The following is a 13,452-nucleotide window of genomic DNA, read 5'->3' as shown; positions in this document are numbered from 1 at the left end:
ATATCTTATGAAAGACAAAGACTCCTTCGAAAAACTTTTGGAATGCCAAAAGAAATGGGAAGAAAAAACGAGGAAGGCTTTGGAGAAAAGGCCGGAAAGATGTGATAATTTTTACACGAATTCCGGAATAGAGATTAAAAGATTGTATACAGAATTAGATATGCAGGATTTCGATTATTTAGAGGATTTAGGATTTCCGGGAGAATTTCCTTACACGCGCGGGATATATCCTACCATGTACAGAGGTCGCCTCTGGACTATGAGACAGTATGCAGGATATGGAACTGCCGAGGAATCTAATAATAGATATAAATTTTTACTTTCACAGGGTCAAACAGGACTTAGCGTGGCCTTTGATCTGCCCACTCAAATGGGATACGATTCAGATCACCCTCTATCTCAAGGAGAAGTAGGTAAAGTTGGTGTTGCAATTGACTCCCTAAAAGATATGGAACTCTTATTTGATGGAATTCCATTAGATAAGGTAAGCACATCAATGACGATAAATGCTCCTGCTGCCGTGTTGCTTGCTATGTACATAGTTCTTGCTCAAAATCAGGGTGTGCCATTAGAGGAGCTTTCAGGAACTATCCAAAACGATATACTAAAGGAATATATAGCTCGAGGCACCTATATTTTTCCTCCAGAACCTTCAATGCGCCTAATAACGGACATATTTGAATTTTGCTCGCGTTACATGCCAAAATGGAATACTATAAGTATTAGCGGTTATCACATCAGAGAGGCAGGTGCTACAGCCGTTCAAGAAGTAGCGTTTACTCTCTCTGACGGCATAGCTTATGTCGAAGCTGCTATAAAAGCCGGCCTTGCGATAGATGATTTTGCCCCAAGACTTTCATTTTTCTTTAATGCCCATAATGATTTGTTCGAAGAAGTTGCAAAATTTAGAGCCGCAAGGAGACTGTGGGCAAAAATAATGAAAGAAAGATTTAATGCCCAGAACCCCAGTTCAATGATGCTCAGATTTCATACACAAACTGCAGGTTCTACTTTGACGGCTCAGCAGCCTGACAACAATATCGTAAGAGTAGCTATTCAAGCTTTATCGGCGGTTCTTGGCGGCACTCAATCTCTTCATACAAACTCTCGGGATGAAGCCCTTGCATTACCCTCTGAAGATTCTGTAAGGATAGCCCTGCGCACTCAGCAGATATTAGCTCATGAAAGCGGGATTACTGAAACTGTGGATCCTCTTGCCGGTTCTTATTATATAGAAAATCTTACAGATATGATTGAAGAAAGCGCAAACAAGTATATTGAAAAAATCGATAAAATGGGCGGAGCAGTAAAAGCTATAGAAAATGGCTTCATGCAGCAAGAAATACAGGATAGTGCCTACGACTATCAAATGGCGATAGAATCAGGAAATCGCATAGTAGTTGGCGTGAACAAATATCAAATTGAGGAAGAGCCGCCTCGAGGTTTGTTAAAAGTTGACCCTGCAGTAGCAAGGTTTCAAATAGAAAAATTAAGGGAACTTAAGGCATCAAGGGATAATTCAAAGGTTAGTGAGGCTTTAAATAACCTAAAAGACTGCGCTAAGACTTGCAAAAACCTAATGCCGCCAATAATAGAATGTGTTAAAGCCTACTGCACTTTAGGTGAGATATGTGACGCACTGCGCAGTGTGTTTGGCGAATACAAGGCTTCTATAAACATATAAAGAGGGTGATTTTTTGGCAAGTTCAAAACCCATACGGGTCCTAGTAGCAAAACCCGGTCTTGATGGCCATGACAGGGGAGCAAAGGTTGTTGCACGAGCACTCCGCGACGCAGGTATGGAGGTTATTTATACAGGCCTTAGGCAAACTCCCGAACAAATAGTAGAATCTGCTATCCAAGAAGATGTAGATGTCATAGGGCTTTCGATCCTTTCCGGTGCTCACAACGTTATTTTCCCTCGCATAATGGAGCTTTTAAAAGAAAAGAATGCTCTTGACATTATGGTTATTGCAGGTGGTGTTATACCTGCAGAAGATATTCCCTACCTAAAGGAAATAGGCATCAAAGAAATATTTACTCCAGGCACACCTACCTCTAAAATAGTAGAGTTTATTAAAGATAATGTTAAAAAAGATTAGATAATAGAGAAGGCTCACTTTATGGATATAGTAGATGGAATTTTAAAAAAAGATAAGCGAAGTATTGCAAAAGCAATTACTCTCATAGAAAGCGAGCCTGAAAAGGCTTTTGATATATTAAAAGAAATATATAGATTTACCGGAAAAGCTTTGGTTTTAGGAGTAACTGGTCCTCCCGGCGCCGGTAAAAGTACATTGATATGCCAGCTTGCAAAAAGGTTGCGAGAAAAAAATAAAACAGTTGGGATTCTTGCAGTAGACCCTACCAGTCCTTTTACGGGAGGCGCAATCCTAGGGGACAGAATAAGAATGCAGGAACTTACAAAAGATGAAGGGGTATATATTAGGAGCATGGGCACCAGAGGAAGACTCGGCGGGCTTGCCCATGCCTGTTTTGACGCAGTAAAAATCCTTGATGCTGCCGGAATGGATTATATAATAGTAGAAACGGTGGGTGTCGGACAGTCAGAAGTAGATATAATAAGTCTAGCTGATATCGTAGTATTAGTGCTTGTGCCGGGAATGGGCGATGAAGTCCAAGTAATAAAAGCGGGTATCATGGAAATCGGAGATATATTTGTAGTAAATAAAGCAGATTTAGATGGGGCAGACCGCCTTGTAAGCCAAATAAAAATGAACCTTGAACTTTCTTATGCTAAAAATTCTTTTGTTCCTCCAATTTTAAAGACTATTGCCCATACCGCCTTTGGAATAGAGGAGCTTGAGCTTGCCATAAACCAAGTATATAATATACTAATGGGCACAAACATGCTTTATGGCAGGCGTAAGGACCATTTAAAACAGGAGCTTCAAGAATTAGTCTATGAGATTTATATAGATAAAATTAAAAATAGATTTTCTGCAGAACTTGAGGTATTTACTGAAAAAATATTAAACAGAGAAACTGATCCTTATTCGGCAGCTCATATCATATTATCAAGAATGGAGGGAGAATATTCTAATGATAGAAAAAATTGACCATATCGGCATAGCAGTAAGCAATATACAAGATGCAGCAAAATTTTATACAGAAGCTCTAGGCCTTAAAGTCTCTGAAATTGAAACAGTTGAGGAACAGAAAGTAAAAACTGTAGGGATTTTATTAGGCGATACGCGTATAGAGCTTTTGGAGCCATTGGGCGCCGAAGGCCCCATTGCTAAATTTATAGAAAAGCGCGGTGAGGGCATTCAACATATAGCTTTAAAAGTTGATGATATAAAAGCACAGTTAGATGATTTAAAGCAAAAAGGTATCCGCCTGATAGATGAAGAACCAAAAATGGGAGCAGGCGGTGCTAAAATTGCATTTATTCATCCCAAAAGCACAAATGGCATTTTAATCGAATTATGCGAACGATAAGGAGGCAGAGCAAACAACAATGGAAAACATTGAAGCAAAAATCAAGGCGCTTGAGCAAAAACGAAAAGAAATAGAAGCAGGTGGTGGGGAAAAACGCATACAAAAACAGCATGAAAGCGGTAAGCTTACTGCAAGAGAAAGAATAGAGAAACTTTTAGACAAAGACAGTTTTGTCGAAATTGATGCATTCGTTGAACACCGCTCTATTCAATTCGGCATGCAAAATACTAAAGTTCCTGCAGAAGGTGTTGTCACAGGCTACGGAACAATTGACGGACGATTGGTTTTTGTATTTGCCCAGGACTTTACAACAATGGGCGGATCCCTTGGAGAAATGCATGCGGCAAAAATTTGCAAAGTAATGGATATGGCTCAAAAGACAGGGGCACCATTTATCGGTCTTAACGATTCCGGAGGTGCAAGGATTCAGGAAGGTGTAGATGCGTTAAAGGGATTTGGGGAGATCTTTTACCGAAACACTATGTCTTCAGGCGTTATACCTCAGCTTTCCGTAATATTAGGTCCATGTGCAGGCGGCGCCGTATATTCTCCCGCCCTTACAGACTTTGTGTTTATGGTTTCAGGTATAAGCAAAATGTTTATAACGGGCCCCCAGGTAATAAAGGCAGTAACAGGAGAAGAAGTAAGCGATGAAGAATTGGGAGGTGCTGCGGCCCACAGCCAAAAAAGTGGAGTCGCACACTTTATAAGTAGTAGTGAAGAGGAATGCTTTGAACAAATAAAAAAACTTCTATCATACATACCTTCCAACAATCTAGAGGATCCTCCTTATAAGAAAACAGATGATCCTTCAACACGGATGGTGCCAGAATTAAACGATATAATACCGATAGATCCAAATAAGCCTTATGACATCAAGGATATAATAAGACATATAGTTGATAATCAAGAGTTTCTTGAAGTTCAGCCGATGTATGCTCAAAACATCGTAACATGTTTTGCAAGGCTTGCAGGCCACAGTGTGGGGATTATTGCAAATCAGCCTCGCTATCTTGCCGGATGCCTTGATATAGATGCATCAGATAAAGCTTCGAGGTTTATTCGTTTTTGTGATGCATTTAATATACCCCTCATTACTTTTACTGATACTCCCGGCTATCTTCCTGGCGTTGCCCAAGAACAAGGAGGAATTATAAGGCATGGGGCAAAACTTTTATATGCATATTCAGAAGCCTCTGTTCCAAAGCTTACTGTTATCACCAGAAAGGCTTATGGCGGTGCGTATATAGCTATGTGTTCCAGACATCTTGGAGCAGATCAAGTGTTTGCATGGCCTACTGCCGAAATAGCAGTAATGGGTCCTGACGGAGCTGCAAATATAATATTTAAAAAAGAAATTGAAAGCTCTGATGATCCCATTGAAACAAGGAATCAGAAAATAGAAGAATATAGGAATAACTTTGCAAATCCATTCCAAGCTGCATCTCGGGGTTATGTAGATGATGTAATAGCTCCTGCTGCAACCAGAACAAAACTTATATCAGCTCTAGAAATGCTAATATCAAAATCTGAGACAAGGCCGGCCAAAAAACACGGCAATATTCCTGTATAAGGAGGCATAACCATGACGACTTTACAAATAATTACTGAATCTTTAAAAACCACGCTATTTGGCATGGGCCTTGTAATACTTACGCTCTATGTATTATCGATTATTTTACAGCTTTCAAGGATAGTTTTTTACCCTGCAGCAAGTTTAAAAAGGGCAAAAATTTCTCAGATAGAAGCATCTGCCGAGGTAAAAGAGGAGAATTTTGTCGATGAAGTTATTAATGGCAAAACACAATCTGAGAATCTGCAAGATGATTCCGAGCTTATCGCAATAATTACTGCTGCAGTTGCTGCTTATTTGGAAACTTCCACCATAAACCTTAAGGTAAATTCAATACGCCAGATTCATCAAAAATCCCCAGTATGGGCTGTAACTTCTCGAATCGAGAACACAAGAAGCCACATAGTCCATGACATAAAGAAAGGAGAAATCTGCAAATGAAAAAATATAAGATAACTGTCGAAGGAAAGACTTACGAAGTTGAAGTCGAGGAAGTGGGCGTAAAAAATGTTCAAGATGAGCTAGGAAACAAAAAGCAAGAATCTATTAATACAGCACAAATATCTCAAGAAACAGCTAAACCTAAAGCCAAGCCCGCTTCTTCAAAAGCCTCAGGCGCACAAAAAATAGTGGCTCCAATGCCAGGCACCATCCTATCTATTAAGAAAAAACCCGGTGATGTGATAAAAAAAGGTGATGTAGTTATGGTGCTTGAAGCCATGAAAATGGAAAATGAAATCCTGGCTCCGGAAGATGGTACAGTAGTCTCCATTGACGTAGTGGAAGGCTCATCAGTAAATACCGGTGATCTGCTTGCAACTTTTGAATAAAACACAAAATTAGCATCAATGGAGTGATGGATGTGCTTGATAAAGCAATAAATTTTTTTGCCGGAACCGGCTATGCAAACCTAACCTTTCAGCAAGCCATAATGATAGGGATAGCATGTTTTTTGCTCTATCTCGCCATAGGAAAAAAATATGAGCCGCTTCTTCTAGTGCCGATAAGCTTTGGAATGCTGCTTGCCAATATCCCTCAGGCAAATCTTATGGCAAAAGGCAACTTTCTTTATTGGATTTATAGAGGGGTGGAACTTGATATATATCCGCCGCTAATATTTATGGGAGTAGGTGCTATGACAGACTTCGGCCCGCTTATAGCATATCCCCAAAGTCTGCTGCTTGGAGCTGCTGCCCAGTTCGGCGTTTTTACGAGCTTTTTAGGTGCCGCGCTTTTGGGCTTTAATTTTAAAGAGGCTGCTTCCATAGGAATAATAGGTGGAGCAGATGGTCCTACAGCTATATTTCTTACAAGTAAGCTTGCTCCTCATCTCCTTGGAGCTGTAGCAATATCCGCTTACTCCTATATGGCTCTCGTGCCTATAATCCAGCCGCCTATTATGCGTGCCCTTACCACAAAGAAAGAGCGGGAAGTTACTATGGAACAGTTAAGACCTGTATCTAAAATTGAAAAAATCGTGTTCCCAATAGTAGTTACAATACTTGCCGGCTTTTTGGTTCCAAGCGCTGCAGCGCTTATCGGCTGCTTAATGTTAGGTAATCTTTTTAGAGAGTGTGGCGTAGTCGATAGATTGTCAAAGACCACGCAAAATGAACTTATAAATATTGTTACAATATTTTTAGGTGTGACTGTAGGCGCTACAGCAAACGCCGAAAATTTTCTCAGATGGGAAACTATCAAAATATTATTACTCGGACTTGCCGCTTTTGCAGTAGGAACTGCAGCGGGTATCCTTTTCGGAAAGCTTATGTACATTTTTTCAGGTGGAAAAGTAAATCCTTTGATTGGTTCCGCCGGAGTTTCAGCTGTGCCTATGGCGGCTAGAGTATCTCAGGTTGTGGCTCAAGAAGAAAAACCCGGTAATTTTATTTTGATGCATGCTATGGGACCGAATGTGGCAGGAGTTATAGGAACTGCAATTGCCGCAGGAATACTGCTTTCATTATATGGTGGATAAAATCGTCCGCCTAGGGTTTATAGGCTTTCCTGTAAAAAACCTAAATATAGTTAGTAAAGGGGAATTAAATTGCAGCAAAAGCAAGTTAGAATAACCGACACCATCTTAAGAGATGCTCATCAATCCCTTGTAGCAACTAGAATGAAAACAGACGAGATGCTGCCGGTAGCTGAAAAGCTTGATAAAGTTGGTTATTATTCTCTTGAAATGTGGGGCGGAGCTACCTTTGATACATGTATTCGCTTTTTAAACGAAGATCCATGGGATAGGCTTCGAAAATTGAGAAAGGCCATCAAGAATACCCCACTGCAGATGCTTCTTAGAGGTCAAAACCTTTTAGGTTATCATCATTACCCTGATGATGTTGTAGAGTTATTTATAAAAAAATCAGTTGAAAATGGTATAAATATCATTCGTATATTTGACGCATTAAATGATATACGAAACTTAGAAAAATCAATTGAGGTAACTAAGCAAGTGGGGGCACACGCTCAGGGAACAGTTGTTTATACTATAAGTCCTGTTCACAATAATGAGTATTATGTAAGCATGGCAAAGGAGTTAGAAAAATTAGGCGTTGACTCCATATGTATTAAAGATATGGCAGGCCTTTTGGCTCCATATGATGCTTATGAGCTGGTTTCCAAGCTAAAAAAGGAAGTAAGTGTCCCAATTCAACTTCACAGCCATTATACCAGTGGCATGGCTTCTATGAGTTATCTCAAGGCTATCGAAGCCGGAGTAGATGTAATAGATACGGCTTTATCGCCATTTGCTCTTGGCACATCCCAACCCCCAACGGAAACTATGGTAGCAGTGTTGAGAAACACACCCTACGATACAAAGCTTGATCTAGAGTATATTTCCAGTATTTCGGATTATTTTAAAGAAGTTAGAAGCCATTATAAAATCGACAGCATTATAACAATGGTGGATACAATGGTGCTCAATTATCAAATACCGGGCGGTATGCTTTCTAATTTAACCAGCCAATTAAAGGAACAAAATGCTTTAGATAAACTTCCTGAAGTGCTAAAAGAGGTACCGCGTGTAAGGGAAGATTTGGGCTATCCTCCGCTAGTCACACCTACAAGCCAAATAGTTGGCACGCAAGCAGTTGTCAATGTTATTACCGGGGAACGTTACAAAGTAGTTATAAATGAAGTTAAAAATTACGTAAAAGGGCTTTACGGCAGACCGCCGGCACCAATAAAAGAAGAAATAAAGAAGAAAATAATAGGAGATGAAGAAGTAATTGAGTGCCGACCTGCAGACTTGTTAGAACCGGCTTTAGATAAATACCGCAAAGAAATTTCCTATTATATGGAGCAAGAAGAAGATGTTTTGACATATGCATTATTCCCGCAAATTGCCCTTAAGTTTTTTCAAGAGCGTCAAGCCAAAAAATATAAGATTGACAGTAACCTAGTTCAAAAAGATAAATTTGACGTATATCCTGTATGAAGTAGCATATTATTTTATAACAAAAGCGGCTTTGAATTTTCCAACTTTCAAGCCGCTTTTAGTGGTTTAATATGAACTAGTGAATATCTTTAAGCGGTTCACTTAAACACCGCCATATGGTATAATATACCATAGCAATTTAAAATCAGTTTACAAAGAGGGACAAGGCTGTGCTTGAAAATGAAATAAAAAAGACACTTGCTGCTGATGAAATAAAGCTTCCGGAAATAGTAAAACTGCTTTTAGATTTAAAGATGGAATTTAACTTGAATGAAACTAATACTGATGACATTCTTCGCACATTAAGGCTCGATAATGACCAAGCTGTCAAAGAGAGGGATTACTTATATAAAAGACTGATAGAGTATACAAATAAGTGCAATAATTGTATGCTCTGCACCTTAGAAACCCATACTCAAAAAGTGCCCGGTGAAGGAGCCCTTAATTCCCCTTTAGTTTTAATCGGCGAAGGTCCGGGCTTTGATGAAGATAAAGAAGGACGTCCTTTTGTAGGAAAAGCAGGTAAGCTGCTTACAACTATTTTAGACAAATTGAATGTAAGCAGAGAAAAAGTCTATATAACAAATGTAATAAAATGTCGCCCTCCTCAAAACAGGACTCCGCTACAAAAAGAGATTAAAGCATGTTCTCATATATTAGAATTGGAATTATCTATAATCCAGCCCAAGGTAATAATCGCACTAGGTGCCGTGCCTTTTAACTATTTTAAACCCGGAAGCAGTATAATGAAGGAGCGGGGACAGTGGATAAATGTAAGGGATTATTGGATTATGCCTACCTTTCACCCGGCATACATTTTAAGGCAAGGCGGTAAGGCTTTAACTCAGGTTAAATGGTTGGTCTGGAGCGACTTTAATAAAGCCTTGGAAAAAGCAAAGGAACTTTGTCCTGAATATAATTACGCGGACCCATAAACTATTTTTGCAGTAAGGGTAAAGTAAGGAAGTGGTATTTATGAAGTACAAAATATTTACTTATGGATGTCAAATGAATATACATGATAGTGAAGTTATAGCAGGAGTGCTAGAAAAAGCAGGCTATGAGCCGTCAGAAACGCTTAAAGACGCAGATGTTGTTGTACTAAACACCTGCTGCATTCGAGAAAATGCCGAAAGAAAAGTTTATGGCAGAATTGCCCAACTTAAATACTTTAAGCAGCGAAATCCTAACTTTACTATTGCAATCTCAGGATGCATGGTTCAACAACCTCATGTGGTAGAATATATTTCAAAAAAGCTTCCTTATGTAGATATTCTTTTTAGCATTAAAAATGTTAATAAGCTGCCAGAGCTTATAGAGGAATGCAGGCGAATTGATTCAATAACGGCTGCTTTGGCCGGTAATTCTGATCTTGCTGAGAACCTTGAAGTAAAGCACACAAGCTCGATTAAAGCATGGGTGCCAATTACTTATGGCTGCAATAACTATTGTACTTATTGCGTAGTACCATACGTAAGAGGAAGAGAAGTAAGCCGCCTGCCGGAGGATATTCTAAGGGAAGTAAAAACGCTTGCCGATGAAGGATTTATGGAAATTAATCTTTTGGGGCAGAATGTAAATTCATATGGTAAAAATTTAGATAAGCCTTTTGATTTCCCGGAACTTTTAAGAAGGATAAACGAAATAGAAGGTATCGAGCGAATAAGGTTTATAACATCTCATCCGAAAGATCTGTCTGATGAACTAGTACTTGCAATGAAAGAATGCGAAAAAGTATGCGAACATATTCATTTACCGGTTCAGTCGGGAAGCAGTCGAATTCTAAAAAAAATGAATAGGCATTATTCACGAGAACATTATATAGAATTAGTAAATAAATTAAAGGATGCCATTCCGAATATTTCTATTACCACTGATATAATAGTAGGTTTTCCGGGAGAAACTGAAGAAGATTTTTTAGATACACTAGATCTGGTGAAAACCATAGAATTTGATTCTGCTTTTACTTTTATATATTCAAAAAGAATCGGAACCCCTGCAGCTCAAATGGAAGATCAGATAGATGATGAAATAAAGAAGGAGCGTCTAAAAAGGCTTATGGAACTGCAAGATTCCATAACGAAGCGGAAAAACAATGAATTAGTTGGAACTGTTCAAGAAGTTCTAGTTGAGGGAGAGAGCAAAAACGATGCTCAAAAACTCTCCGGCCGGACGAGAACAAATAAATTAGTAAATTTTGTCGGCCCAAAAGAATTAATCGGTCACCTTGCTGATGTAAAAATTACCGAGTCACATACCTGGTGTTTAATCGGCGAGGCTGTAAATTAATTTCTAAAAGGATTGTAAATTTTATGCAGAATAAAAAAGATTTATTAGTAGCTATAGTCGGTCCTACTGCAGTAGGCAAAAGCGAGGTTGCTATAGAAATTGCTCAAAAGATTGGTTCTGAGATAGTTTCTGCTGATTCTATGCAAATATACCGCTACATGGATATCGGGACAGCCAAACCCACAATAGAAGAAAGAGAATTGGTACCTCACCATATGATTGACATCGTATACCCTGATGAAGAATTTAGCGCTGCTGACTTTCAAAAAAGGGCAAAATCATGCATAAAATCAATATACCAGAACGATAAGATACCGTTAGTAGTGGGAGGTACAGGTTTTTATATAAACGCTCTGTGTTATGATTATACTTTTTCACCTGCTGGAAAAGACGAAAGTCTAAGGGAGCACCTAAAAAAGGAAGCTGAGGAAAAGGGAGTCGATTATTTATATAACCAGCTTGTACAAATTGATCCTGAAGCTGCAGCAAAAATTCATCCTAACAATTTAAGACGAATTATAAGGGCATTAGAGGTGTGCAAAACTACCGGTAAGCCCTTTTCATATTATGTAAAAATGACGAAAATGGGAAAAAGCCCTTATGATTTACTTATATTCGGCCTTACAATGCCCAGAGATGAACTTTATAGGCGAATAAACAAAAGAGTAGTTTCTATGATAGAAAAGGGCTTTATTGATGAAGTAGAAAAACTTTTAGAAATGGGCTATGATAAAAATCTAAAATCAATGCAAAGTTTAGGTTACCGTCAGATTATCCAGTATTTAGAAGGAAGACTTACTTTAGATGAGGCAATAGATTTGATTGCAAGAGATACAAGGCGCTATGCAAAACGGCAGTACACATGGTTTTTGCGTGATCAAAACATTATTTGGCTTGATATATTAGAACAGGGGAAAGAAAAGATCGCAGCAAAGATAATTGAAAGTATTGAAGGAAAAACGAGAAATACCTAGAATATTAAATACAAGTAAAAAAAATAATTGCAATCGATGCGAAAGGAGAACGAAAATGGCAAAAGCTCAAATAAATCTTCAAGACAATTTTCTAAATCAAATTCGAAAGGACAATATCCCAATAACCATATATATCTAGTAAACGGCTTTCAGTTAAAGGGTGTAGTAAGAGGTTTTGATAATTTTACAATTGTGTTAGAATCCGACAATAAGCAACAATTAGTCTATAAACATGCAGTTTCAACTATAGCACCTTCAAAAACGGTAAATATTAATCTAAATCAGCTAATAGAACAGGAAAAAGAAAGCTAGATCTAAAAACGAGTGTTGAGTAAGATAACTATTGGATAAGTATTGCAATCTTGCCTTGTGGTTTGCAATACTTATTCTTTTGCATACTTTTTATAAAGGGGAATATAATAAGGTGAAACATGTATTTAATGAAGCAGATAAAATTGCAATGGAAAATTATGGAATAGATGCTGATATTATTGAAAAAACAAGAAAAATAGAAGAAGAGATTGCTCCGATATTTGCAGCAATTGAAGAAAACGTTGAATTTAACCAAATAAAGGTTTTAGATGCTATGCGCAAGTCTTCGCTTAGCGATTATCACCTTACAGATTCGACGGGGTATGGATACAATGATATGGGGAGGGAAGCCATAGAAGAGATTTTTAAAAGCATTTTCAGGGCCGAAGATGCTCTTGTAAGACCTCAAATAATATCCGGCACCCATGCAATTACTTTATGTCTTTTAGGGGTATTAAGACCATATGATGAGCTTTTAAGCGCAACAGGTGCGCCGTATGATACTCTTGGAAGTATAGTTTATGGAAAAAATTGCGGCTCTTTAGCGGATTATCGGATAGGGTATAGGGAAGTAGACTTAAAAGACGGTAAACCTGATTTCGAAGCAATTAAAGATTGCATAACATCAAAAACTAAAATGGTACTGATTCAGCGATCAAGGGGCTACAGTTTAAGGCCATCTTTAAGTGTAGATACTATTCAAGAGCTTATCTCTTATATTAAAGGTTTGAAAAGCGATATAATTTGTTTTGTTGATAACTGCTATGGGGAACTTGTAGAGACGCGAGAGCCGATAGAAGTAGGAGCTGATTTATGTGCCGGCTCGCTGATAAAAAATCTTGGCGGCGGAATAGCGCCTACCGGAGGATATGTAGTAGGAAAAAGTGAGCTTATAAAGCAGTGCTTTTATCGACTGGCAGCTCCCGGACTTAATAAAAATTGCGGTCCATCTATTTTTACAAATCGTCTGATAGCCCAAGGGATTTTTTACGCACCAATGGTAGTAGGAGAAGCTGTAAAAAGTGCAGTTTTTACCTCTAAAATCATGGAAGATATGGGATTTAAGGTTTATCCAAAATACAGCGATAAGCGAACCGATATCGTAACTGCTATTGAGTTAGGTAGTAAGGACAAACTGATTAATTTTTGTCAGGGAATACAAAAAGTAGGTCCTGTAGACTCTCACGTAAAACCTGAGCCATCTGAAATGCCGGGATATAATCATAAGGTAATTATGGCAGGAGGAAGTTTTATACAAGGTTCTTCGATTGAGTTTAGCGCTGATGCTCCTCTTAAGGAACCTTATATCGTGTATGTTCAAGGAGGTATAAACTTTTTTCAGGCAAAACTTGGAATTTTAAGCGGTCTTCAAGCTTTGAGAAATCTTTAAAAACTAAAAT

Annotated in this window: 13 protein-coding genes and 1 pseudogene; all 14 read left to right on the top strand. The window is 38.4% G+C overall.

Features of this window, described 5'->3' with window-relative positions; translation table 11 throughout:
* Window positions 1–7: 7 nt before the first annotated feature.
* The 14 genes and pseudogenes from BUE08_RS07255 to BUE08_RS07190 all read left to right on the top strand — a co-directional run bounded on the left by BUE08_RS07255 (window position 8) and on the right by BUE08_RS07190 (window position 13,442).
* Window positions 8–1,684, top strand: a complete 1,677-nt coding sequence (locus tag BUE08_RS07255) for an acyl-CoA mutase large subunit family protein (RefSeq protein WP_059034034.1) — start codon at window positions 8–10, stop codon at window positions 1,682–1,684.
* Between the two features lie 13 nt (window positions 1,685–1,697).
* Window positions 1,698–2,102 (top strand): coenzyme B12-dependent isobutyryl CoA mutase small subunit, encoded by a 405-nt coding sequence (icmB, locus tag BUE08_RS07250; protein ID WP_059034032.1) that lies wholly within the window; start codon window positions 1,698–1,700, stop codon window positions 2,100–2,102.
* Between the two features lie 21 nt (window positions 2,103–2,123).
* Window positions 2,124–3,080 (top strand): methylmalonyl Co-A mutase-associated GTPase MeaB, encoded by a 957-nt coding sequence (meaB, locus tag BUE08_RS07245; protein WP_286680649.1) that lies wholly within the window; start codon window positions 2,124–2,126, stop codon window positions 3,078–3,080.
* Window positions 3,064–3,462 carry a methylmalonyl-CoA epimerase gene (gene mce / locus BUE08_RS07240; protein ID WP_059034027.1) on the top strand — a complete coding sequence of 133 codons (399 nt, stop codon included), beginning with the start codon at window positions 3,064–3,066 and terminating at the stop codon, window positions 3,460–3,462. The genes meaB and mce overlap by 17 nt, the downstream gene beginning before the upstream one ends.
* Before the next feature lie 19 nt (window positions 3,463–3,481).
* A complete protein-coding gene (locus BUE08_RS07235) occupies window positions 3,482–5,035 on the top strand; it encodes an acyl-CoA carboxylase subunit beta (protein WP_213997402.1) in 1,554 nt (517 codons plus the stop codon).
* 12 nt (window positions 5,036–5,047) lie between these two features.
* Window positions 5,048–5,476: an OadG family protein gene (locus BUE08_RS07230; protein WP_059034023.1), complete on the top strand. Its 429-nt coding sequence runs from the start codon at window positions 5,048–5,050 to the stop codon at window positions 5,474–5,476.
* On the top strand, window positions 5,473–5,865 hold the full coding sequence (locus tag BUE08_RS07225; protein ID WP_059034021.1) for a biotin/lipoyl-containing protein: 393 nt from the start codon (window positions 5,473–5,475) through the stop codon (window positions 5,863–5,865). The genes BUE08_RS07230 and BUE08_RS07225 overlap by 4 nt, the downstream gene beginning before the upstream one ends.
* 26 nt (window positions 5,866–5,891) lie before the next feature.
* A complete protein-coding gene (locus BUE08_RS07220) occupies window positions 5,892–7,013 on the top strand; it encodes a sodium ion-translocating decarboxylase subunit beta (protein ID WP_174221096.1) in 1,122 nt (373 codons plus the stop codon).
* 63 nt (window positions 7,014–7,076) lie between these two features.
* Complete coding sequence (locus tag BUE08_RS07215) at window positions 7,077–8,477, top strand: oxaloacetate decarboxylase subunit alpha (protein WP_502689436.1); 1,401 nt, start codon at window positions 7,077–7,079, stop codon at window positions 8,475–8,477.
* Between the two features lie 170 nt (window positions 8,478–8,647).
* A complete protein-coding gene (locus tag BUE08_RS07210) occupies window positions 8,648–9,412 on the top strand; it encodes a uracil-DNA glycosylase (RefSeq protein WP_286680647.1) in 765 nt (254 codons plus the stop codon).
* A gap of 40 nt (window positions 9,413–9,452) precedes the next feature.
* Window positions 9,453–10,766, top strand: coding sequence for a tRNA (N6-isopentenyl adenosine(37)-C2)-methylthiotransferase MiaB (gene miaB, locus BUE08_RS07205; RefSeq protein ID WP_286680646.1), 1,314 nt, complete (start codon window positions 9,453–9,455; stop codon window positions 10,764–10,766).
* Between the two features lie 23 nt (window positions 10,767–10,789).
* Window positions 10,790–11,740: a tRNA (adenosine(37)-N6)-dimethylallyltransferase MiaA gene (gene miaA, locus BUE08_RS07200; protein ID WP_286680645.1), complete on the top strand. Its 951-nt coding sequence runs from the start codon at window positions 10,790–10,792 to the stop codon at window positions 11,738–11,740.
* A 55-nt stretch (window positions 11,741–11,795) separates the two neighbouring features.
* Window positions 11,796–12,052, top strand: a pseudogene (hfq, locus tag BUE08_RS07195) (RNA chaperone Hfq).
* Window positions 12,053–12,200: 148 nt separating this feature from the next.
* Complete coding sequence (locus BUE08_RS07190; protein WP_353682105.1) at window positions 12,201–13,442, top strand: methionine gamma-lyase family protein; 1,242 nt, start codon at window positions 12,201–12,203, stop codon at window positions 13,440–13,442.
* Window positions 13,443–13,452: the final 10 nt, after the last annotated feature.

It is taken from the genome of Tepidanaerobacter sp. EBM-49, assembly GCF_001896645.1.
Classification (GTDB): Bacteria; Bacillota; Thermosediminibacteria; order Thermosediminibacterales; family Tepidanaerobacteraceae; genus Tepidanaerobacter; species Tepidanaerobacter syntrophicus.
Note: the sequence above shows the minus strand (reverse complement) of the source record. Positions and strands in the feature narration are given on the sequence as shown.

What these genes read in the sequence shown, in the direction of transcription:
- BUE08_RS07255 (WP_059034034.1), top strand. Translation starts at nt 8, where the DNA reads ATGAAAGACAAAGACTCCTTCGAAAAACTTTTGGAATGCCAAAAGAAA.
- miaA (WP_286680645.1), top strand. Translation starts at nt 10,790, where the DNA reads ATGCAGAATAAAAAAGATTTATTAGTAGCTATAGTCGGTCCTACTGCA.
- BUE08_RS07225 (WP_059034021.1), top strand. Translation starts at nt 5,473, where the DNA reads ATGAAAAAATATAAGATAACTGTCGAAGGAAAGACTTACGAAGTTGAA.
- BUE08_RS07230 (WP_059034023.1), top strand. Translation starts at nt 5,048, where the DNA reads ATGACGACTTTACAAATAATTACTGAATCTTTAAAAACCACGCTATTT.
- BUE08_RS07190 (WP_353682105.1), top strand. Translation starts at nt 12,201, where the DNA reads ATGGAAAATTATGGAATAGATGCTGATATTATTGAAAAAACAAGAAAA.
- mce (WP_059034027.1), top strand. Translation starts at nt 3,064, where the DNA reads ATGATAGAAAAAATTGACCATATCGGCATAGCAGTAAGCAATATACAA.
- BUE08_RS07235 (WP_213997402.1), top strand. Translation starts at nt 3,482, where the DNA reads ATGGAAAACATTGAAGCAAAAATCAAGGCGCTTGAGCAAAAACGAAAA.
- BUE08_RS07220 (WP_174221096.1), top strand. Translation starts at nt 5,892, where the DNA reads ATGGATGTGCTTGATAAAGCAATAAATTTTTTTGCCGGAACCGGCTAT.
- meaB (WP_286680649.1), top strand. Translation starts at nt 2,124, where the DNA reads ATGGATATAGTAGATGGAATTTTAAAAAAAGATAAGCGAAGTATTGCA.
- miaB (WP_286680646.1), top strand. Translation starts at nt 9,453, where the DNA reads ATGAAGTACAAAATATTTACTTATGGATGTCAAATGAATATACATGAT.